Source organism: Varibaculum massiliense (genome assembly GCF_900106855.1).
Lineage (GTDB): Bacteria > Actinomycetota > Actinomycetes > Actinomycetales > Actinomycetaceae > Varibaculum > Varibaculum massiliense.
Genome location: NZ_FNWI01000004.1, coordinates 2,227,804 through 2,249,288 on the forward strand (window position 1 = coordinate 2,227,804; position 21,485 = coordinate 2,249,288).

19 protein-coding genes are annotated in these 21,485 nt (G+C 52.9%); 12 read left to right on the forward strand and 7 right to left on the reverse strand.

Translation table 11 applies throughout. The features are described 5' to 3' along the window. Window positions 1–66 precede the first annotated feature (66 nt). Together BQ5456_RS09835 and typA are read left to right on the forward strand one after the other, a co-directional pair. Window positions 67–840 (forward strand): general stress protein, encoded by a 774-nt coding sequence (locus tag BQ5456_RS09835; protein WP_071129815.1) that lies wholly within the window; start codon window positions 67–69, stop codon window positions 838–840. Between the two features lie 112 nt (window positions 841–952). After that, window positions 953–2,878, forward strand: coding sequence for a translational GTPase TypA (gene typA, locus BQ5456_RS09840; RefSeq protein ID WP_071129816.1), 1,926 nt, complete (start codon window positions 953–955; stop codon window positions 2,876–2,878). A gap of 25 nt (window positions 2,879–2,903) precedes the next feature. Here typA and BQ5456_RS09845 read toward each other — a convergent pair whose 3' ends face one another. Beyond that, window positions 2,904–3,137 carry a hypothetical protein gene (locus BQ5456_RS09845; RefSeq protein WP_083378479.1) on the reverse strand — a complete coding sequence of 78 codons (234 nt, stop codon included), beginning with the start codon at window positions 3,135–3,137 and terminating at the stop codon, window positions 2,904–2,906. A 38-nt stretch (window positions 3,138–3,175) separates the two neighbouring features. On the opposite strand from BQ5456_RS09845, the gene fdxA reads away from it, so the two are divergent. From fdxA to BQ5456_RS09870, 5 genes are all read left to right on the forward strand, one after another. Then, window positions 3,176–3,502, forward strand: a complete 327-nt coding sequence (gene fdxA / locus BQ5456_RS09850) for a ferredoxin (protein WP_071129817.1) — start codon at window positions 3,176–3,178, stop codon at window positions 3,500–3,502. A 77-nt stretch (window positions 3,503–3,579) separates the two neighbouring features. Further along, the gene (dapC, locus tag BQ5456_RS09855; protein WP_071129818.1) at window positions 3,580–4,740 is read left to right on the forward strand and encodes a succinyldiaminopimelate transaminase; all 1,161 of its coding nucleotides are present in this window, start codon (window positions 3,580–3,582) and stop codon (window positions 4,738–4,740) included. A gap of 106 nt (window positions 4,741–4,846) precedes the next feature. Continuing rightward, the gene (locus tag BQ5456_RS09860; protein WP_083378480.1) at window positions 4,847–6,187 is read left to right on the forward strand and encodes a citrate synthase; all 1,341 of its coding nucleotides are present in this window, start codon (window positions 4,847–4,849) and stop codon (window positions 6,185–6,187) included. Between the two features lie 111 nt (window positions 6,188–6,298). Then, a complete protein-coding gene (locus BQ5456_RS09865; protein WP_071129819.1) occupies window positions 6,299–6,967 on the forward strand; it encodes a vitamin K epoxide reductase family protein in 669 nt (222 codons plus the stop codon). Between the two features lie 15 nt (window positions 6,968–6,982). Beyond that, window positions 6,983–7,678 (forward strand): metal-dependent transcriptional regulator, encoded by a 696-nt coding sequence (locus tag BQ5456_RS09870; protein ID WP_071129820.1) that lies wholly within the window; start codon window positions 6,983–6,985, stop codon window positions 7,676–7,678. A 42-nt stretch (window positions 7,679–7,720) separates the two neighbouring features. Here the strand turns inward: BQ5456_RS09870 and BQ5456_RS09875 are convergent, their stop codons facing one another. Beyond that, a complete protein-coding gene (locus BQ5456_RS09875) occupies window positions 7,721–10,795 on the reverse strand; it encodes an AAA family ATPase (protein WP_071129821.1) in 3,075 nt (1,024 codons plus the stop codon). Then, entirely contained in the window at window positions 10,796–12,046 is a 1,251-nt protein-coding gene (locus BQ5456_RS09880; protein WP_071130043.1) for an exonuclease SbcCD subunit D, read from the reverse strand. It abuts the gene before it with no gap. Between the two features lie 89 nt (window positions 12,047–12,135). Between BQ5456_RS09880 and BQ5456_RS09885 the strand changes: the two genes are divergently transcribed. Continuing rightward, complete coding sequence (locus BQ5456_RS09885) at window positions 12,136–12,894, forward strand: type I 3-dehydroquinate dehydratase (RefSeq protein WP_071129822.1); 759 nt, start codon at window positions 12,136–12,138, stop codon at window positions 12,892–12,894. Window position 12,895: 1 nt separating this feature from the next. Beyond that, a complete protein-coding gene (gene hisN, locus BQ5456_RS09890; protein WP_071129823.1) occupies window positions 12,896–13,687 on the forward strand; it encodes a histidinol-phosphatase in 792 nt (263 codons plus the stop codon). On the opposite strand, the gene rsgA is transcribed toward hisN, so the two are convergent. Genes rsgA through BQ5456_RS09905 form a run of 3 tightly spaced genes read right to left on the reverse strand, consistent with a single transcriptional unit; the run spans window position 13,649 to window position 16,355 of the window. After that, window positions 13,649–14,650 carry a ribosome small subunit-dependent GTPase A gene (rsgA, locus tag BQ5456_RS09895; RefSeq protein ID WP_071129824.1) on the reverse strand — a complete coding sequence of 334 codons (1,002 nt, stop codon included), beginning with the start codon at window positions 14,648–14,650 and terminating at the stop codon, window positions 13,649–13,651. The genes hisN and rsgA overlap by 39 nt on opposite strands. After that, a complete protein-coding gene (gene aroA / locus BQ5456_RS09900; RefSeq protein WP_071129825.1) occupies window positions 14,637–15,965 on the reverse strand; it encodes a 3-phosphoshikimate 1-carboxyvinyltransferase in 1,329 nt (442 codons plus the stop codon). The genes rsgA and aroA overlap by 14 nt, the downstream gene beginning before the upstream one ends. Window positions 15,966–15,968: 3 nt before the next feature. After that, on the reverse strand, window positions 15,969–16,355 hold the full coding sequence (locus BQ5456_RS09905) for a hypothetical protein (protein ID WP_143037076.1): 387 nt from the start codon (window positions 16,353–16,355) through the stop codon (window positions 15,969–15,971). Between the two features lie 96 nt (window positions 16,356–16,451). Between BQ5456_RS09905 and BQ5456_RS09910 the strand changes: the two genes are divergently transcribed. From BQ5456_RS09910 to BQ5456_RS10755, 3 genes are all read left to right on the forward strand, one after another. After that, on the forward strand, window positions 16,452–17,153 hold the full coding sequence (locus tag BQ5456_RS09910; protein WP_083378482.1) for a sigma-70 family RNA polymerase sigma factor: 702 nt from the start codon (window positions 16,452–16,454) through the stop codon (window positions 17,151–17,153). Continuing rightward, on the forward strand, window positions 17,150–17,434 hold the full coding sequence (locus BQ5456_RS10335) for a hypothetical protein (RefSeq protein WP_143037077.1): 285 nt from the start codon (window positions 17,150–17,152) through the stop codon (window positions 17,432–17,434). Before BQ5456_RS09910 ends, BQ5456_RS10335 begins: the two co-directional genes overlap by 4 nt. Before the next feature lie 134 nt (window positions 17,435–17,568). Beyond that, on the forward strand, window positions 17,569–17,643 hold the full coding sequence (locus tag BQ5456_RS10755) for a 50S ribosomal protein bL37 (protein WP_373277209.1): 75 nt from the start codon (window positions 17,569–17,571) through the stop codon (window positions 17,641–17,643). A gap of 101 nt (window positions 17,644–17,744) precedes the next feature. Here BQ5456_RS10755 and BQ5456_RS09915 read toward each other — a convergent pair whose 3' ends face one another. Next, the gene (locus BQ5456_RS09915) at window positions 17,745–21,470 is read right to left on the reverse strand and encodes a multifunctional oxoglutarate decarboxylase/oxoglutarate dehydrogenase thiamine pyrophosphate-binding subunit/dihydrolipoyllysine-residue succinyltransferase subunit (protein ID WP_083378483.1); all 3,726 of its coding nucleotides are present in this window, start codon (window positions 21,468–21,470) and stop codon (window positions 17,745–17,747) included. Window positions 21,471–21,485 lie beyond the last annotated feature (15 nt).

A 21,485-nucleotide genomic window follows, 5' to 3' on the forward strand; every position in this document is an offset into this window, starting at 1 on the left:
GTAAAATCTGCAAGGTTTACGGCAAATAGTTTTGCATTGCCAGACCGTAACATACACACTTAAGATATGGCTTTATTCCAAAATCATCCGGAGACCACCCTGCCCAGCGGGCGGGATTTAGCGACCTTTCCTTCTAAAGAAAGCGCTGAAGAAGCCATTAACTACTTACATTCTAAAGATTTCCCAGTGGCGCAACTGCTGGTACAAGAGCGCGGATTGACTCGCATAAATCAAGTAGTTGGGGTAGTCACCTGGCCTAAAGCCCTGCTGGCTGGTTTTACCCGCGGTCTAATGATGGGAATTTTTTTGGCTTTACTTTTCGTACTTTGGAAACCCGCCTGGGCAGTTTTTGCTCCTCTAATAATCGGCGCCTTTGCTATTTTTCGAGCTATTGAACGCCTTGTTGCTTGGACGATTCGCTCTTCCTCCTCCGGTTATCCCATTGCTTTTTCTTCTTCCTTAACCGCTGAAAAACACGTACTTATGGTCAGAGAGGATTACTACACTGCTCGGCGCCTGCTCTTGGACAATCCCCGTTTTCAAGCGGCAGTAGTAGAACAGGATGCCCCTAGCAGCGTCACTGCCGGTCCCACCGAGTTTGGTTCGGGTGCTGACGAACAGCCACGCTACGGGGTGCGGCTAAGCCCGGATGCTCGCCGCCAATTACGCTCCCAACAGGAACAATTAAAAGATCAAGTGCCTGCGGCTGCGATGCCGACCTGTGCCGAGCCGTCCCCGAAAACCTTAGAAAGCAAGCAGAAAAACACTGCTGGGCGGGAAGAAAACGAGGAAGTACCGAAGGAAACGCCTCTAGACAGTGACCAAAATGACGCCCGTTAGCACTGGTAGCGAGGGCAGGGGTATATTTAAGGAAGTTCCGGCGCGGCGACCCTAATCCCGCCGGTTTTTTCATGCTCGAGTTAATACTTGGAACGGTTATAAGGAGGAGCGCATGAAGATTCGCCAGGATTTGCGAAATGTGGCGATCGTTGCTCACGTAGACCACGGGAAAACTACCCTAGTGGACAAAATGCTCTGGGAATCGGGAGCCTTCGGCGATCATGCCAGCGTAGAAAAAACCGGCGAACGGGTGATGGATTCAGGCGACTTGGAACGGGAAAAAGGCATCACCATCCTGGCGAAAAACACCGCGGTTCATTATGCGGGGAAAGCTGCCCAAAATGTGGGGGTCAGCGAAGGGATCACCATTAACGTGATTGATACTCCCGGACACGCTGATTTCGGTGGGGAAGTAGAACGTGCCCTCTCGATGGTGGATGGGGTAGTGCTGCTGGTGGATGCCGCCGAAGGGCCGCTGCCGCAAACCCGCTTTGTATTGCGTAAAGCGCTGGCTGCCCGCCTTCCGGTAATCGTGGTGATAAATAAGGTTGACCGCCCAGATTCGCGGATTGAAGAAGTAGAAGCCGAAACTGTTGACCTGTTGCTGGCTCTAGCACAAGACTTGGTTGATGAAGGCGAAGAAGTAGATTTAGATTCTTTGCTCGATGTTCCGGTGCTTTATTGCTCGGCAAAAGCTGGCTGCTGTTCCTGGGAAAAACCGGCTCGCGGGAAACTACCCGGCAGCGACCTCCACGACCTGTTCGACGCGATTATTAACCGGATTCCTGGGCCTGAATATGACCCGGATGCTCCCTTGGCAGCCCATGTAACCAACCTGGATTCTTCGCCTTTCCTCGGGCGCCTGGCTTTATTGCGGATCCACAACGGGACTTTGCGGCATGGTGAACACGTAGGTTGGGCGCGTCATGACGGCTCGATTACTGACGTAAAGCTCACCGAGCTGCTGGCTACTTTCGGATTGGAACGTAAAAGTGTAGAGGAAGCCCACGCCGGCGATATCGTGGCGGTAGCCGGCATCCCCGAAATTACTATTGGGGAATCTCTGGTGGATCTGGAAGACCCCCGCCCGCTGCCGCTGATTAAGGTAGATGATCCCGCTATCTCCATGACTATCGGTACCAACACTTCTCCGCTGGCAGGCAGGGTAAAGGGACATAAACTTACGGCTCGCCAAGTTAAAGACCGCCTCGATCGGGAACTAATCGGGAACGTGTCCTTGAAAGTACTGCCGACTGAACGCCCTGACGCCTGGGAGGTACAGGGGCGCGGGGAACTGGCCTTGGCGATTTTGATTGAGCAAATGCGCCGGGAAGGTTTCGAACTAACCGCCGGAAAACCCCAGGTAGTCACCAAAGAGATTGACGGGAAAAGATACGAGCCGATGGAACAAATGACCATCGATGTACCCGAAGATTACCTGGGTAAAGTAACCGAGTTAATGGCCGCGCGCAAAGGCAAATTGCAGACTATGTCTAATCATGGCACGGGCTGGGTGCGCCTGATTTTCCGGGTGCCGGCTCGCGGTCTGATTTCCTTCCGTTCCAAGTTTCTAACCGAAACTCGCGGATCGGGGATTGCCTCTTCTATTGCCGATGGATACGCCCCCTGGCAAGGCACGATTACCCGCCGCCAAAGCGGGTCCCTAGTATCGGATCGCGCCGGAAAATCTACGCCCTACGCGATGATTCAGTTGCAAGAGCGAGGCAGTTTCATTATTCAACCCGGTAGCGAAGTCTATGAGGGGCAAGTGGTAGCAGAAAATCCGCGGGGGGAAGATATGGACGTCAATATCACCCGGGAAAAGAAGCAAACCAATATGCGTTCTTCCACTGCCGATGCTTTTGAGGGGTTAGTTCCTCCCCGGGTACTTACTTTGGAAGAATCGCTAGAGTTTGCTGCCGAGGACGAATGTGTGGAAGTTACCCCGGAAGAGATCCGGATCCGCAAAGTGGTATTAAGTGCGCAAGACCGTTTCAAAATTGCGTCTCGCCGCCGTCGTCAAGAACGCGGCGAATAGCTGATTTATTGAGGAATCTGGGCGGCTAGATTTTTGGCGGGGGAGGAACTCTTTTCCCAGTCACCATCTTTTCTGCTGGGACTGTCACTGGGCCTTTGCGGGTCAAAATAGTGACGCTATCTGGGCTTACGTCTTGGACTTCTCCCAAAGCGTCGTAGAGACCATCGGCTTCTCTGCGGCGCAGCACTACCCGTTCGCCTACTTTCCAAGACAGCCAAGGAAGGCGCGGCGGCGGTTTCTGATTGCCCACAAACTTCATAGTGAGATACTAGCAATATCGGAACCTAAGGAGAATCTATGACTTACGTGATTGCTCAGCCCTGTGTAGATGTTAAGGATCGCGCCTGCGTCGACGAATGCCCTGTCGATTGCATCTATGAGGGCAAACGCTCGCTCTATATTCACCCCGAAGAATGCGTGGACTGTGGGGCCTGCGAACCGGTCTGCCCCACGGAGGCCATCTTTTACGAGGATGACCTGCCGGAAGAATGGGCTGACTACTATCGCGCCAACGTGGACTTTTTTGAACTTAAAGGTTTGGGTTCGCCCGGAGGCGCCTCCAGTGTTGGCCCCACCGGCTATGACGATCCTATGATTGAAAAGCTGCCTCCCCGCGAAGAATAGCTTTTAGTGCCTCCTATTTCCGCTTTATCTGGCGGAAGTAACGCTTTTAGGTGGTGACGGTGCCTTAGGCTGGGAACATGAAAAACACCGACCTTCCACGCCCCCTGAATCTGCCGGTTTTCCCTTGGGACTTACTTGACCCTTATCGGAAAAAAGCGGCAGCTGTCCCAGGGGGAGCTATAGATTTATCTATCGGCACCCCGATTGACGACTGCCCAGATATTGCGCAATCCGCTTTACAGGCGGCAGCAAACACTCCCGGTTATCCTGCAGTTATCGGCAATTCCCAGCTGCGTCAGGCAATGGTCAGCTGGGCGCGCGGGCGGGGAATTACCTGTTTAAGTGAAGACGCTTGCCTGCCAACTGTGGGCTCTAAAGAACTGGTAGCGAATCTGGGGTGGCAGCTGGGAATAGGTGCTGGCGACAAAGTTCTGTTCCCCGAAATTGCTTACCCGACCTACGATATTTGTGCTCGACTTGCAGGTGCTCAGGGGATTCCGGTCTCTAACGACATCTCTACTTGGCCACGCGATAGTGCATTGGTCTGGATAAACACCCCCGCTAACCCCACTGGCTGGGTGGCATCTAAGCAATGGCTGCGAGACGTGGTTTCTTGGGCGCGGGAAGTAGGTGCCGTGGTAGCCAGCGACGAATGCTACGCCGAGCTCACCTACGAGGGCGCAGGCCCTGCCCCCTCGTTGCTGCAAGCAGACGTGTGCGGGGGGAGCAGTGAAAATCTGCTGCTGGTGTATTCGGTTTCCAAAGAATCTAATTTGGCGGGCTACCGTGCGGCCTTCGTAGCTGGAGATCCGCAACTAATTTCCGCGCTGGTAGCAGTGCGCAAACATTGTGGGCAAATGATGCCGGCTCCGGTGCAATCAGCTTTAACCCAGGTGCTTTTAGACCGCTCCCACGTTGGCGAACAGGTAGCGCGTTATGCGTGGCGACGAAAAGTTCTGGCGGCAGCATTGGAAAATGCGGGGCTTAACATTGCTAAAGAATGTCAAGCTGGTCTTTACCTTTGGGTTTTTGACCCCAAAGACCAAAGTGATAAAGAAAAAATGGGATTTGATAGCGGAGCGGATTGGCGTTTACTGGACAGGTTTGCACAGGTAGGAATGATAGTAGCTCCGGAGAGTTTCTATAATTCTAGCCCTGGTTCACATGTGCGAGTGGCGCTCTGCGTAAGTAATCAAGAAATAGAAAAAGCTGCAAAGCGTTTAGCAACATTTGCCTAAGAATGGTGAAGTCTTTAAGAAACTGTTATAGTCTTAAGGGTAATAAGTCCTACATAAAAACATGGGATGGCACTAAGTCACCCCCTTTTTCGGGAAGGTTGTCGAAATGGTTGAAGATTTTCAAAATACCTCAGAACCAGATAGTTTCGGCCGCCAACCGGGTGTACTGCAAGTTGACGGTAAAACTATTGAATTTCCGCCAGTGCAAGCAACCTGCGGTGACCAAGGTATTGACGTGTCTAAACTCCGTAATCAAACCGGACTGGTGGCGCTAGATCCGGGTTTTTCCACCACTGCTTCGTGTACTTCTAAAGTAACCTTCATTGATGGTGGTAAGGGGATTTTACGTTATCGCGGTTACCCGATTGATCAGTTGGCCAACCACTCTAGTTTCCTAGAAGTTGCTTATTTGCTGATCAGGGGAGAGTTACCTACGCCTTCCCAATTAGATGAGTTCGTACGGCGGGTAAAACGGCAACGCCTACTGCATGAAGACTTCCGGGCATTCTTTACCGCCTTCCCCTCCAATGGTCACCCCATGGCGATTTTGCAAGGTGGCATCGCCGGGATGGCAACCTATTACGAGGAAACTTTCGCCGATGTGCATGACCCGGAGTTGCAAGATATTCAGGCGGTGCAGCTGCTGGCAAAAGTGCCGACCATGATTTCCTATATTGCTAAACGGGCTGCCGGTCTGCCGCTGCTTTACCCAGATAACGAACGCTCCTATGTAGAGGACTTTATCCGTTTGACCTTCGGTTTACCTTACCAGTCCTACGATATCGATCCCGCAATCGTGCGTGCCCTGGAAGTGCTCTTCATTTTGCATGCTGATCACGAGCAAAATTGCTCCACTTCCACGGTGCGTTTGGTGGGTTCCTCAAACGCCAATATGTACGCCTCGATTGCCGCCGGGGTAGGGGCACTATCGGGGCCGCTGCATGGCGGCGCCAATGAGGCCGTGCTGCGGATGCTGATCAACATTCGGGACACCAATATGTCGATTCAAGACTTCGTAGCGAAAGTTAAAAATAAAGAAAAGGGCGTGAAGCTGATGGGCTTCGGTCACCGCGTGTACAAGAACTATGACCCGCGTGCCGCGATTGTGCGGGAACAGGCGCACAATGTCCTCGCCCGTATGGGCAAGAACAACGATTTGTTTGATCTAGCTATGGAACTAGAGCAGGTAGCGTTATCTGATGATTACTTCATTGAACGCAAACTCTACCCGAACGTGGACTTTTACACTGGTCTAATCTATTCGGCGATGGGTTTCCCCACCAAAATGTTCACCCCGCTATTTGCGCTCGGGCGCCTGCCCGGCTGGATTTCTCAATACATCGAAATGCTTCATGACCCCATGACCCGTATCGGGCGTCCCCGTCAGGTGTATCAGGGAGCTCCCCAGCGTGACTACGTTCCGCTGCGGATGCGGGAAGCAAAATAGTTATCCCTACTAGCTAGGATGCGGGTGAGGTCGCTTGGCGGCCTCACCCGTTTTCTTTCTTCGCAATATGCTAGGTTATGGACAGATGTTTTCCACTAAAAGAGGGGAAGAATGCAGCATACTCAGGAAGGTTTAACTGCAGGTGAACTTGCTTTTAACATCGATCCACTTTCTCCGCCTCCGGCGATGCGCTCCGGGCGCCTTCCGCGTGTTTCCAGTGCCGGGATTATTTTATTTTCACTGCTAGGATTGGCGGCATCCTGGCAGTTATGGCGTACAGAGATGATTCACCGCGCCCAGCCGGGACGCGGCTTAGGGTGCTCTCTAAACGACGTAGTGGATTGTCGCGGAGCCATGGAATCTGCAGCCGGTCACCTGCTTTTCGGGATCCCGAACTCAGTTTTTGGGATGATAGCCTTCGCAGCGCTGGTAGCGGCAGGAATCTATCTACTAGCCGGGGGGAGACTTCCTAAATGGGGACTTTTGCTCTTCGCTATCGGAACCACCATCGGTTTGGGAACAATAATTTTCTTCCTAATAGTCTCGGTATTCCAGCTGCATTCCCTGTGTCCCTACTGCTTCTTAACCTGGGTGGCCACGATTTTCTTAGCCTGGCTCTCTTATGCTCTTTGGGTGCGGGCAGCTGCTAGCCCTGTCAGCCCGTTAAGGGGGATGCGGCGCGTGCTGGTGGGCTATTGGTGGCTGGGCGCCGTTTTGAACGTAGCAGTCATTGTAGCGGTACTATTTACCGTTTTCGGGTTGGAGATTTTTCGCCTTTAACTTAGGGGGTACGTTATGAACCGGAAATCGCTAGGTGGTCAGGCAGACTCTGAGGGAACTACCTCTCGGGTAGTGCAAGATTATTTAAAGCATCTTTTAGGAGCTACCGAGTGGGGAGGAAGTACCCTTTCGGTATCAGGGCTAGCCCAAAGAATGGGGGTAGCGGTCTCCACTGCCTCTGAAAATGTGCGGCGTCTAGACAAGTTAGGGCTGATCACCCATGTTCCCTACCGGGGCATTACTCTGACTGCTAAGGGTAAACAGTTAGCTTTGAAGATGGTGCGCAAGCATCGCATCCTCGAGACTTATCTGCATCAAAAGTTGGGGTACCCCTGGGATCAAGTCCATGCCGAGGCCGATGTTCTAGAACACGCGGCCTCCGATAAGTTAATTGCGGCTATGGATCAAGCGCTGGGAGCTCCAAAGGTGGATCCCCATGGGGATCCGATACCCACCGCGGATGGTTACCTCCCGAAAGTTTCCACCTTGCCGCTAGCTAAGGCTCCGATAAACACCCTCGCCACGGTGGCACGAATAAAAGACTCCAATGCCCAGCTGCTGCGATTCTTGGAATCAGTAGCGATCGTTCCTGGCTGCGCCCTGGTTCCTATAGAGAAAATCCCAGAAGCCGGAATTATGCGGATAGAGGTAGACGGGCAGGAAGTTACCCTAGGTAAACCGGCAGTTGCCGCAATCTGGGTAACTGCTTAACGCCGGTAGATTCTACCTGCTGATTAAGCCCATTCTGAGCAGCTAGTTGCCGGTGATTTTTAGGGTAGACCCCTGCCCCTTACTGGCAATCACTTCAATCTGGTCAGAGATTTCGCCGCGCAGTGAAGCTACGTGGCTAATTAACCCTACGGTTCTACCTGAAGCGGAGGTTTTCTTCAAAGCCTGCATAACCTCCGCCCGTTTGGTGTCATCAAGAGTGCCAAAGCCCTCATCAATAAACATAGAAGAGATCTCGACTCCGCCCGCCTCAGCGGTTACCACTTCCGATAATCCCAAAGCTAATGACAAAGAACAATAAAATAGTTCCCCGCCAGAAAGCGCAGAAATTTCCCGGGTCTTATCGGAAAAATTATCGGTGACGGCTAGAGATAAAGCCTGGTTACGACGGCGGGAAGACTCGGTATCGGTGCGAGAAAGCTGGTAGCGCCCTCCGGAAATACCCGTTAAATAAGGATTGGCGGCGTTTAGCACTTCTTCGAAGCGATCAAGCAACACCCAGGTAGCCAGGGGCGCTCTTAGGGCGGACCCTTCTTCGCCTTTCGCCAAATTAGCGAATGTAATCAGCATGGAGGTGTCCCGGATGGACTCCAAATACCGGGCGGTCTCTGCCTGCAGGTCACTTACGGTCATCTCCACGGTTTTTAGCTGTTCTTTAACCTTGGCTAGTTCCCCTTGCTTCTTTTGGAAAATCTCTGCTTCCCCGCTCGCCTTGGTCTCTAAAGCTTCTAAATCCGGGAGCACAAAGTCTGCTTTTTTAACTTTCTGAATCCGGTCGGACTTTAGCTTTACCTGGTTGGCTTTAAACGCATCCTCCCAGGTTTGTACCTCGCGCTTTAGTTCTTGGTATTTCTCCTCTTCCAAGAGGGCGGTCTCTACTGCCGAGGCATCGGGGAACTGTTGTTCCCGTAGGGACTGCTCTAAACGGGTTTGCGCTTGCGCCAAGTTGTTCAAGGCATCCTTGGTTTCTCGCAGCGTTTTTATCAAAGAAGAAAGTTTTTCTTGCTCCCGTTTGAGGGTTTGTTGGCGAGTCACCAGGTCGCTAGATTCTCCCGAAGCAGCGATCGCCGCTTTTATCTCCCGGATCTGCTCCAGCGCAGTGGAGGCCTTATTTTTTTCAAGTTTCGCAGCATTAGCCGACTTTTGGATCGCGTCTCGATACTTTTGGGCCTGTTTTTCTAACTCTGCTAGCCGCTTTCGTAGTTTCTTTAATTTTTCAGCTTGTTCCTGCAAGTAGGCAACGCGGTGGTCAATGACCTGCGCATTCCCCGGAAACTTTCCCCGTAGCTGCTTGATTTCAGTGCGCAACCGATTCCGCTCATTTTTTAACTGTTCGTGTTTCTCTCTTAAAGTCGTCTTTGTGCTGGTGAACTCCTCTCTGAGCTCTGTTAACTTGCTGAGAGAACGCTTCCCGCTGGCAGTGCCATGAGCCGGATGGGGATGGGTCGGCGATCCACAAACTGGGCAGGGTTCCTCCGCTTGTAGGCGGTCAGCTAAAAGAATCGAAGAGTCCACGAAAAACTCGCGCTCGTATGCGGCGGCGGCTGCCTGCGCCTTCATCACCTTTTTCTCTAAGGCCGGAAGTTTACTTGCCTCATCCTGAAATCGCTGGAAATCCTGCAAGAAATGTTGGCGTTCCCCCTCATACTGACGTAACTTGAGTTGTTCTTGTCGAGCCGGCTCAAAACGGAGTTGCTCTTTTTCTAGGCGTGACTGCTGCCGTAGCAGCGACCTAAGATTCGGCAGTAACTGTGTAAACTCTTTTGCGGCTTGGGCAGCAGCTTTGGAATGTTCGACATACCCCTGGCGGGCTTTTTTGGCCTCATTTTCCAGGCTCTCTAGTTTTTTCTGCCGCTCGATTAGAGGAGCCAGTGCCCCCAGGTCGTTATCGTTTTTCCTCTGTTGCCCGGTTATCTTTTCTTCTAGATCAGCTAACCCGGCGGCATCGGTTGGCGGCTGGCAAGTACTAAAAGGCACGGGAGCAGCTTGTAGATTTTTTGTCAGCCGCTCCTGGGTTTTAACCAAGTTTTCCTGGTACTGCTGTTTTGCTTTTATTTCCGTATGCACTCGGGTAGCGCGTTCATGAAGCGCTATTTTTTCGCGATAGCTTTTAACCTGATCCTGGCGTTCTCGAAGTTGTTTTTCTGCTTCTAACAGGCGAGTTAGTTCCTGGAAGTCTTGGGTTAAAGTCTTCGCCTTTTCCTTATTTTCCAAGGCGGCTTGATATTTTTTTCGAGCCGCGTCTACTTGCTGAGTATGTTCTGCTATCCACTCGCTAGAGTGCGCGGAAGGCAACAGATAGTAGGGTTCCCAAGATTTGATCAAATCTTCATCTAAAACTTCTGGTAAGGAGGCTTGGGTATCGCGTAAAGTTTCTAACTCGCTGCGGGAACTAGCAACCGACTTCGCCAAGTTACTCCAGTTTTCAGTAAACAGCTTAAGCTGGCTGGATATCGTGCGCGACTCTGTTTTGGCGCTAGTTTGTGCTTGGCGGGCGCGCTCGATGAATTCGTTTTGCATCCGCTCAAAAATCTGGGTGCCAAAAATCTGTTGCAAAATCTCTTGCCGTTCATCCGAGGACGCCCGCAGGAAACGAGAAAATGCCCCTTGCGGCAAAATCACGGTTTGTAAGAACTGCGACTTCGTCAACGGGAGGATTCTGAAAACTAACTCCTCATTGACGGTTCTAGGTTGGGAGGCAATCGCGTCCCCGGGATCTGCATCTTCGCTGCTAAGCCGCCAGAGAGAAGCTTCCGCCGCCTGGGAAGTGGTACCGGAACCGCGACGTTTGGGGCGGTCATATTTTGGGGTGCGCCAGACTCGATAAAGTTGTCCCCGCGCCTCAAAATCTAGTTGCACCCAGCTAACTTGATCATCACCGGCATAGTCGGAGCGAAGACGGCTTTTCGAAGCGTTAGATTCCAAGGCCACGTCATTATAGAGGGCGAAAACAATCGCATCCAGAATCGTAGATTTCCCGGAACCAGTGGGGCCATGAATCAAAAACACCCCGGAGCCGGTACCGAGTTTGGTGAAATCAATAGTTTCTTTGCCCCCAAAAGACCCCACGGCCTCGAAGCTAAGTTTTAAAATCCGCATTTAGCTCTCCTCGCGTACCTGCTCGTAAACCTGCTCTACCAGCTGGTTTTCCTCTTCGTTTAGCTCCTTGCCTAGGCGGGCTTGGCAAAAGAAATCTTTGGCAAGTGCCTGAGGACGGAAGCGATTGGTTCGCAGCGCCTGGCGTTGATCTTCCAAGTTGGGGGAAGTGACTTCCTGTATTATCGCTAAAGCTTTCGGGAAACGCTGCTTTAACTTAGTGACCATGAAATTGGGGCGGTCAGAATCGGTGACCGTAATTTCCAACCAATAGCCAGTGAACTCTTCATAGCGGGGGCTTGTCATCAGGGTTTCAAAAGAATCTTTGATGCGTCCTACCGGTCGGAACACCGGGGTGGGAACTAATTGGGGATCCATATCCGGGGCGGCAGTATCTAACAGCACCAGAGATTTGGGGGTGTGGCATTCCGAAAAAGAGAAAGTTATCGGGGAGCCGCTATAGCGTCCCGCAGACCGGACGGTATGCAGTTTTTGTGGCACGTGCAAATGTCCCAAGGCCAAATAATCTGGAGCTGGCAAGTCGAGGAAAGCGCCCGAGTCAGTTTCTCCGTAACGTTCAAAAACCTGGAGGGGAACGGATTGCACGGTACCGACGGTGATATCCCGTTCGCTATCACTGGCCGCGCCGCCTACGGCGAAAGCGTGTGCCATGATGATAGTGCGGTCAGCTGCAGGTAGCAGTTGCTGGGCTTTGCCGAGGCGGCGCATGGCCGCCGCTACTACTGCTTCATGAGAACGTGGCAGGCGAGGAAGGGGATCTTCACCCGGATTATCCGCTGTTGATTCTGGATTTTCTGCAGGTAGCGGCCCGTCATAAAGACTGGTGCGCACCATATCGGGATTGAGATAGGGCAGTCCCCAAATCCGCGCGGTTTCACCTGCCGTGGAGATTTCTACCGGGTGAGTAATATCAGCCAAGGTGGTACGTAAATATAGGTTCCCGCGCACATAGGGAGCTAAAAACCCCAATCTTTCGGCAGAATCATGGTTGCCGGGGGTTAAAATCACTGCGGTTAACTGCGTTAGTTCCGCCAGTGCCTGAGAAACAATTTCTAAAGATTCCAGCGAGGGAATGGCGCGATCGAAAACATCTCCCGACACCATTACTGCCTGGACTTTTTCCTCACGAACCAGCTGAGTGAGAAAAGAAAAAAACTGACGATGAGCCGCAGATAAATCTTCGCCATAGAGGGTGCGTCCCACATGCCAATCAGAGGTGTGGATTAACTTCATACAATCTATTTTACTTATTTGCCGGCTAGGCACCGAGGCTTTCAGGTGCTGTATGTTTAAAGATAGCAATACTTCCAGGAGGCGAAGCTATGGCACAGGAGTCACTGTTTTTCCCGGGGCGACCAGCGTTGATTGTTCCGCTGACCGGCAGAAATCAGGTTGAACTGCGCGGGCAAATTTCTCGGATTCCGCGGGTAGCAGACCTAGTTGAGTGGCGGCTAGACCAGCTCCGCGACTACCATAATCCCGCCTATTTGCGGGAAATTGTGGGACAGGTGGCTCCCGCCATCAAATTGCCTTGGTTAGCTACCTGCCGCAGCACCGGGCAGGGCGGAGGCTCGCGAATGGTGCCCACCCATCAGCTGGAAACTATGAAGATGCTGGTGAAAGTAGGGGCTAGCGCCCTCGACATTGAGGACGATTTTACTTTGGCAACCCAGGCTTTGGATTATGCCCATGAACGGGGGGTTGTGAGCGTGCTTTCTCGTCACTACTTTGGGGCAGAGCAAGCCCAAAAAATGGATAGGGAAAACATCTATAACTGGCTAAATGCCGCCCATGAACGGGGGGCAAAAGTCGCCAAACTGGCGTTGACTATTAACGATGCTCCGCACCTATTAGAAGTATTTTCGGCAATGGAAAAATACTATAAAGAAACCGCTGGAAAACGCCTATTTATGGTGATCGGTATGGGAACTATCGGCACTGCGACCCGCTTGATTGGGGGAGCCTTCGGAAATTGCGCCACCTTCGCGGTGCTTCCGGGAGCAGATCCCAGCGCTCCCGGGCAAGTCAGTGCGGCTTTGCAAGCAGAAGTGTTATCCGCCCTCGGAAAGGAAGAATCATAAGATGCGAAACCTTGGTGAAGACCTGGGGCTGCTGCTAGAAATCGCCGATCAGGTAGATCGGTACACTTTGCAGCATTTTAGCCAGCGTGACTACCAGGTATATGAAAAAGCTGATCTGACCCCAGTATCTGATATTGATCGCGGTGCCGAACAGATGATTCGCCAGGCCTTAGCGGCTGCCCGCCCTGATGACCTGATTTATGGGGAAGAATATGGGGGCAACGCTGCCGAAGCTACCCATGCTCGCTGGATTATTGATCCCATCGATGGCACTAAAAATTTTGTGCGCGGGGTACCTGTCTGGGCAACCCTGATCGGTTTGGAACTGGCTGGAGAAATGGTGGCTTCGGTAGTGAGTGCTCCGGCTTTGGCACGGCGTTGGTGGGCAGGTCGCAGCTTAGGGTCGTGGCGTGCCTTTAATGGCGGGGAACCCCAAGCTAACCGGGTTTCTAAGATAAGCGAACTCAAAGATGCTTCCCTCAGCTACTCGTCTCTGAGCGGTTGGGAAGAACGCGGCAAATTGCCGGCCTTCTTGGAGCTGACCCGAAAAGTCTGGCGCACCCGCGCATACGGGGATTTTTATTCCTATATGTTGGTGGCCGAAGGGGTAGTGGACGCCGCGGCCGAACCGGAACTGGAAATCTACGATATGGCGGCATTGGTACCCATCGTTGAAGAAGCCGGGGGACGTTTTACCTCTTTGCAAGGTAAGTCTGGTTGCCAGGGCGGTAACGCCCTCGCCACTAACTCTCACCTACATCAGCGGATTTTGGCTCTGTTGGGAGGCAAGTAAACGCCGGAAGGATTCCACTCGCCGCTCCTGCGCGGGATCGGTTACCTCTAAGGAGCTCAAGTGGCATCCTGGTGAGGACGCTAAGTGGCGGCAAAGTTTCGGGCAGTCGGTGGCTACCTCCGCTAGATCCGGAAAAGCTGCCAGCAAATCTTCTTCCCCAATATGAGCCAGCCCGAAAGAACGGATACCGGGAGTATCAATCAACCAACCATCCTGGAAGGGGAGTGCCATTACCGAAGTGGAGGTGTGGCGACCGCGTCCGGTCACCTGGTTAACTTGACCAGTGGAGCGTTCCGCCTGCGGGATAAGCTCATTCATCAGTGAAGATTTACCTACACCTGAGTGGCCTACCAGTACGCTAACCCGCCCAGCCAAAAGCTGGGCTGCCTTCTCTATCCCTTCCCCGCTCTCTATGCTGGTTACCACGCTGGGAACCTGCAAGGGGCGGAAAAGTTCTAACAGCGGCTCCGGGGAGGTGAGATCGGATTTAGTAACCAGTAATAACGGCTCGATTCCAGCGCAATAGGCGGCAACCAAAAGGCGATCAATCATGCCCGGACGCGGCGGAGGATCAGCGCAAGCGGTAACAATTGCCATTTGATCAGCGTTTGCCACCATGGGTTTTTCTTTAGCTCCCGGACTGTCTTCCGCGGAGCGAGTGAGTTCTGTTTTGCGCGGTAAAACCTCCACGATCCGCGCTAGGGAACCGCTTTTACCGCTCAAATCTCCGGTGACGCGCACCTGATCGCCGACGATGATTCCGTGGCGCCCTAATGCCCGGGCTTTCACCCCCACTAGCTTGGTTTGCCCCATTTGTACGTGAATCCGACCGCGATCTACCGCAAAAACAAAAGCAGTGGGGCTAGCAGAGTAATCTACCTGCTTTTTTGAACGGCGCGGTTTAGAACGAGCAGGACGAACCCGTACTCGAGGATCGTCAGTTCCGATATCACGCCGCGCCATTAGCACCGGCCAACATAGCTTCCCAAGTCGCAGTAAAGTTCGGGAAGGTTTTACCCACGCACTCGATATCTGCTACCTGTAGCCCCGGAACCTGCAAACCAATTAGAGCAGCAAACATCGCCATCCGGTGGTCACCATAAGTTTTGACCAAAGCGGCGTGCAAAGGTGCCGGAGAAATTGCCAGGGAATTTTCCCGCGCATGAGCTTTTCCGCCCAAGCGGTTAATCTCGGTTTCCAGGGCGCTTAAACGGTCAGTTTCGTGTCCCCGCAAATGTCCGATACCGGTTAGTTTGGAAGGCTCTACCGCCAAAGCACACAGCGCCGCTAAGGTGGGAGTAAGCTCCCCGAGAGCCTCTAGGTCACTGCGGGTTCCCCCGATGACCCCCCGCCCTTGACAGACCAGGCTACCCTCCGGGGTGCGGTAGATACGCGCCCCCATAGGGGTTAGGAGTTGCCGCCAAGCATCCCCGGGTTGAAAAGTCTTTGCTGGCCAATGGGGGATACTAACTTGCCCCCCGCAAATCATGGCGGCGGCCAGGAAAGGTCCGGCATTGGTTAAGTCCGGTTCAATAATCCGCTCGCCCCCGCGCAACGAAGCAGGCTTACAGCGCCACAGATGCCGAATCTGGCGAGTGTTCCAATCTCCGGTTTCTCCACCCAAGTTCTCGATTTCTCCGCCACAGGCGTTTACTTCCGCGATAGTCATTTCCACATGGCGAATAGAGGGGAGTACCGAGTCCACCTCGATTTGCATTTCAAAAGGTAGTGCCGGGGAAACTAAAAGCAGCGCAGAGACGAATTGGGACGAGGCGGCAGCATTTATCTTCAGTTGTTTCAGCTGGTCACTGGGAGTAATTTGCCCGCTGATAGTAAAAGGTAAATGTCCTGGTTTTGGCATATCGCTAAACTGGGCTCCCAGCTGAGCAAGGGCGTCCTGTAGTCCTTGCATGGGACGCGCACTGGCAGCCTCGTCCCCTTGAAAACGTACTGGTTGACCACTCAGTAGTGCTACCGGCGCCAAAAAACGCATCACCGTACCTGCTAGACCACATTCGACCACCCCGGTTTGGGGGGTTAGCTTAGCTGGGGGAGTGACTAGGATTCCGCCGGATTGCTCGGTAACCTGGGCACCGAACTCTTTGATACCGGCAATCATCAAATCGGTGTCGCGGCAATGCAGCGGATTAGCGATGAAAGTGGGTTCTTTAGCCAGCAGGGCTAAAACTAGGGAGCGGGCAGTCAAAGATTTAGAGGGCGGCAGGGAGATTACCGCATTTAGAGGGCGGTTTCCAACGGGGGCATTCCAGATAGTCACAAGTTACTCCTGCCTGCGGGTAAAAATCTCGGAAGTTAGAGCCGCGTGGAGGGCGAGCCCTTGGGCGATTCTAAAAGCATCAATTTTATCTCGCTGCCAGCCGTTGACAATGGTGGCTGCGCCATTAGCTAGTACAAGGGCGCTAGTAGCCAGGGGAGAGCGACGGGTGGTTGCCATTCTCAGTGCCAGCAGGGTTACTGCTACTCCGCAGACTTTTGCCAGGGTTTTCACGTCACTTCTCGTTAAGGGAGGAAAACCGTTTTTCTCTATAACTTCCAGGTGATACTGGGCAAGCTGCGCGTGTTGATCGCTGTTACGCACCGCATCGATTCCCTCGATAATTAAAGGCGCGGCAATCAGCGCGCGCGAAAATGCATACCGGTTAGCCATATTTCTATTCTTACCCATTGCCGGGGTCTATTTCTAGCTTCCTAGGTTTTTCTTTCTCAAACTGGCGGAGCAAGAACTGGACTAGAATGGAAGGTAATGGAAACCGATACCTTAGCTGTGCAGCTTACCGATGCGCCCTCCCCTGACGGTAAAGGTAACTATGCCGGGGAAACGGCGAGGGAGAAGGAAAATCTTCCCGGCGCTGCCACAGATAGACAGGCAGAATCAGAGGAAAAATCTGCTTTGGCGGAGCGTTTTTCCGCCGAAGCCTTACCGCTACTAGATCAGCTTTATGCGGGGGCGTTGCGCCTTACTCGCAGACCTGCCGATGCCGAAGATTTGGTACAAGAAACCTATATGCAGGCTTTCCGTAAATTCAACCAGTACCAGCCAGGCACAAACCTTAAAGCCTGGATGTACCGGATAATGACGAATACTTTATTGAATCAGTACCGTTCGAAAAGTCGCCGACCGCAAGAGGACGGCTCCGGTGAAATCTCTGATCAGGCGCAGGTTGCACAGTCTTTGCATCATCAGGTGGGAATGCCCTCGGCGGAAACCATTGCCCTAGAGCGTGTGCCTAATGAAACTATCCAGGCGGCCTTTGATCAGCTTTCAGATGAAAACCGGACCGTGGTGTACTTAGCGGATGTGGAACAGTTCAGCTACAAGGAAATATCCCAGATTCTGGGGATTCCTCTGGGTACAGTGATGTCTAGGCTGCATCGCGGACGCAGTCAATTGCGAAAAGAATTAGCCGAGTATGCCCGGGAATACGGAATCGGGGTGGAACGATGAGCGAGCAACCATGTGGGCGTGATCCCTTCCGGCGTGCCGCGGAAGAATCCCGCGAACTTAGCGAAGAAGAGGCGCGTCACATCTCCTGTTGTCCCTGTTGCCAAAAACTATTAGAGGGCGAAGCCGCCGGTATCTCCTTGTCTTTGCGGCGTTGCCTGTGTCATGGAACCGTGGCGCCTTTGACCTTACGGACTCGGATAGTAGAGAGCCTAGCGGTCTATATGCAGTCAGATGGGATGCAAGTGTCGTATAGGGAAGAACGATTTCACGAAAATCTCTAGAAGACGACTTAGTTATTTTTGCCGAGGATGAAAAGTGTCTCCCCGACACTTAGCTATTGGGGTCCAGTTTCCAAAAACGTGGGATTATGTGTAAAACTAGGGACGTTGATTTTTTATTTGGGAAGGTGTTTTAGATGTCTAAACGTGGACGTAAACGCAAGAGTCGTCGTACCAGTGCCGCCAATCACGGTAAACGGCCTAACTGCTAAGCAAAAGTATTTAGCTACCGCTAAAAGCTAGCGGTAAAAACTTTTGGGGGCTTGGATGACTAGCAGTCATCCAAGCCCCCAAACAGTTTCTTGGCACTGAACTAAGCGAAAGCCTTTTCCATTAACTCGGCGTTTTCGGTCTTATGCAACTTTGAATTACCCGCTGCCGGAGAGGCCGCTTCCGGTCGGGAAGCTACCTGCACTGTCTTGCCAATAGCTCCCGGCAGATGCAAAGCCATGAATGGCCAGGCGCCCTGATTCTCCGGTTCATCTTGAACCCAGGTGAGGGGCAATTCGCCCCAGGTGTCCAGAACTTTCTTTAGTTCGTCTACCGGGAGCGGATACAGTTGCTCGAGGCGGACAATCGCGGTATCAAAACGTTCCCGCTTTGCCCGTTCTTTCACCAGGTCATAGTAAACGCGACCGGTACACAGTAGCACCCGCGAAGGCTGACTTACCCGCTCGTCGACCTCGCCAATCACCGGCTGGAACTGTCCAGAAATGAAATCCTCGACCGGGGAAGCTGCCGCTGCTAAACGCAATAATTGCTTCGGCTCGAACGCAATCAAAGGTTTGCGCGGACGCTTATAGGCTTGCGAACGTAACATGTGGAAGTTATTCGCTGGATTTGAGGGCTGGCATACCCACATATTTTCTTGGGCACACAGTTGCAGGTAACGCTCAATACGTGCCGAAGAATGGTCAGGACCTTGCCCCTCATAACCGTGAGGCAAGAGCATTACCACTCCCGAGCGTTCATTCCACTTTTGGAAAGAAGAGGAGACAAACTCGTCGGTAACTGCTTGTGCACAGTTTGCAAAGTCTCCGAACTGGGCTTCCCAAAGCACTAGGGTTTCCGGGGACTCTACCGAATAGCCATACTCGAAAGCTAGGGGAGCATATTCGGAAAGCGGAGAGTTATAGACCCTAAAAGTAGCCTGATCTTCGGTGAGGAAATTCAACGGCGTCCATTCGCGACCATTGCGGTAATCATGAATTACCGCGTGGCGGTGCGAGAAAGTACCCCGGCGGGAATCTTGCCCTCCCAGACGCACATTGGTTCCTTCCATCAGCAAAGAGCCGTAGGCCAACATCTCGCCCATGCCCCAGTCAATCTTGCCTTCCCGCGACATGACTTCCCGCTTTTGCAGTACCTTCATAATCTTGGGGTGAGGAGTGAACTTCTCTGGTACCCGCACCTGGGATTGACCGATTCGCTCTACCTCTTCACGAGTAATCGCTGAAGTCCAGCCAATCATCATCCCCTGCCCGGGTTGTTGCGAGGAGGGCATCACCCACCGCGTATCGCCCCCGGGATTAGTGGTGTCGTCATGTTCGGCGGCGTCGAATTCTTTCTTTTCCCGAGTTTCCTGGAAAATCTTATTCAGATCATCATGGTATTCCTGCAAGGCTTCTGCCGCTTTTTCTTCACTGAGGTCACCGCGCCCGATCAGGTTACGGGTATAGACCTCGCGCGTGGTAGGTAGGCGGTCGATTAAGGAGTAAAGCACCGGCTGGGTCATAGAGGGGTCATCGCCCTCATTATGTCCACGCCGGCGGTAGCAAACCATATCGATAATGACGTCTTTATGAAACTCTTGCCTAAAGTCGAAGGCCAGCTTCGCCACTTTCACCACGTCTTGCGGGAAATCCCCATTAACGTGGAAGATTGGAACCTGCAGCCCTTTTGCCAAGTCGGTGCAGTAGCGGGTAGAACGCCCCGAGGTAGGTCCGGTAGTAAACCCAATCTGGTTATTAACAATAATGTGTACGGTGCCGCCAGTACGGTAGCCGCGCAGTTGCGACATATTGAGGGTTTCCTGTACTACGCCCTCGCCGATAAAGGCGGCATCACCGTGAATCAGAATCGGCATTACTAGGCTTTCTGCCTCTTTACCCCCGCCTAAGCGATCCTGCTTAGCGCGGGTAATCCCTTCGGTTACTCCATTGGCGGCCTCCAGGTGGGAGGGGTTAGCGGTCAGCGATACTAGCACTCCCTCGCCCTCCGCGGCAGAATAAATACCCTCGGTACCCAGGTGATATTTGACATCGCCAGAGCCCTGGGTAGAGTTCGGATCCAGGTAGCCTTCAAACTCGGAGAAAATTTGCTCATAGGATTTACCCGCCACGTTCGAAAGCACATTCAAGCGTCCGCGGTGAGCCATCCCGATGGTAATATCTTTCAACCCGGCATGAGACGCGTTAAAGAGCATATTGTCCAGCAGTGGAATCAGAGATTCTGCGCCCTCTAGTGAGAAACGTTTTTGTCCCACATATTTGGTTTGCAGGAAGGTTTCGAAGGCCTCGGCATGGTTCAGCATACTGAGCACATGCATCTGTTCATCTTTCGAAAGTTTCTTCGCGGGTTTCTCAATCCGATTTTGCACCCAGCGGCGCTGTACCGGATCTTGAATATGCATATATTCAATCCCGACTGCCTGAGTATAGGTAGCCCGCAGGTGTTCTAGCAGGTCACGCAAGTTCATAGTGTCGCGGCCGGCAAAGCCACCGGTGGGGAAGACCCGGTCCAAATCCCATACGCTCAGTCCGTAAGATCCGATAGATAGATCCGGGTGACGACGTAGAATCTGCTGCAGGGGATCGGTATTAGCAGCCAGGTGTCCGCGGGAACGGTAGGCATGAATCAATTCCGCAATCCGGGCGGGTTTTCCTTTCTCGGTTACCTCGTCATAGTTAAAGTCACGTTCCCATTGATAGGGCTCGTGAGCAACGCCCAAAGTGGAGAATACCCGTTCATAGAACCCATCGTGACCAGCTAGTTTTTGCTCAACAATCCGCAAGAACTCCCCGGAGCCTGCGCCTTGAATCACGCGGTGATCATAGGTGGAAGTCATAGTCATAATCTGACCGACTCCCGCATTGGCTAGTTGCGAAGGAGAGGCACCAGCCCATTCGGCGGGGAAAGAGGTGGCGCCCACCCCAATAATTGCGCCCTGACCTGCCATTAGGCGAGGAACCGAATGTTTAGTGCCCAAAGTACCCGGGTTGGTCAAGGTGACGGTGCCACCGGCAAAATCAGCAGGTTTGAGGGCGCCGGCGCGCGCCCTCTTAACTAGATCCTCGTACGCGTCAATGAACTGCTTAAAGTTCAAAGTGTCAGCATTGTGAACCACCGGCACCATCAATGAGCGGGAACCATCTTCCTTGGGAAGGTCGATGGCCAGGCCGAACCCTACGTGCGCAAATTTGCGGATGCAGTCGCGGCCATCCTCGTCCTTTTCGAAGCGAACATTCATTGACGGCATTTCCACCAGCGCCTCGATAATGGCGTAGCCAATCAGGTGGGTGAAGGAAACCTTACCGCCGGTAGTGGCCGCCAAATGGGTGTTGATTACCTTGCGGTTTTCAATTAGCAATTTGGCGGGAATCTCACGGGCAGAGGTAGCGGTAGGAATCTTCAGCGATTCATCCATATTCTTAACTACTGCTTTGGCGACCCCACGTAACCGTTCCACCTGGTCTTCCTCCCCGCCAGGGCTGCCAGGTCCCAGGTCAAGGGCAGTTTGCCTGGCGACATAGGGGGAAGTCGGTTCCGAGGCTGCCACCGGGGGAGCCGGGGGTAAATCCGAGCGGGTAACATCCCGACCGCTAACTGCCGATCCCGTAGGGGTTACCTGGTGCGGTTCGGATTCTTCGGATTCCGGATCCTTTATTTGTGCATTGCGAGCCTCTAGAGCGGCGAAATATTCCCGCCAATCCTCGGGAACTGACAGAGGATCCTTGCAGTATTTGTCATAGAGTTCATCAATAATCTCCTGGTTGATTGGGCTTACCGACTGATCCATTTGATGTTCCGAATTAGGCATGGCGCTTCCTTTTCT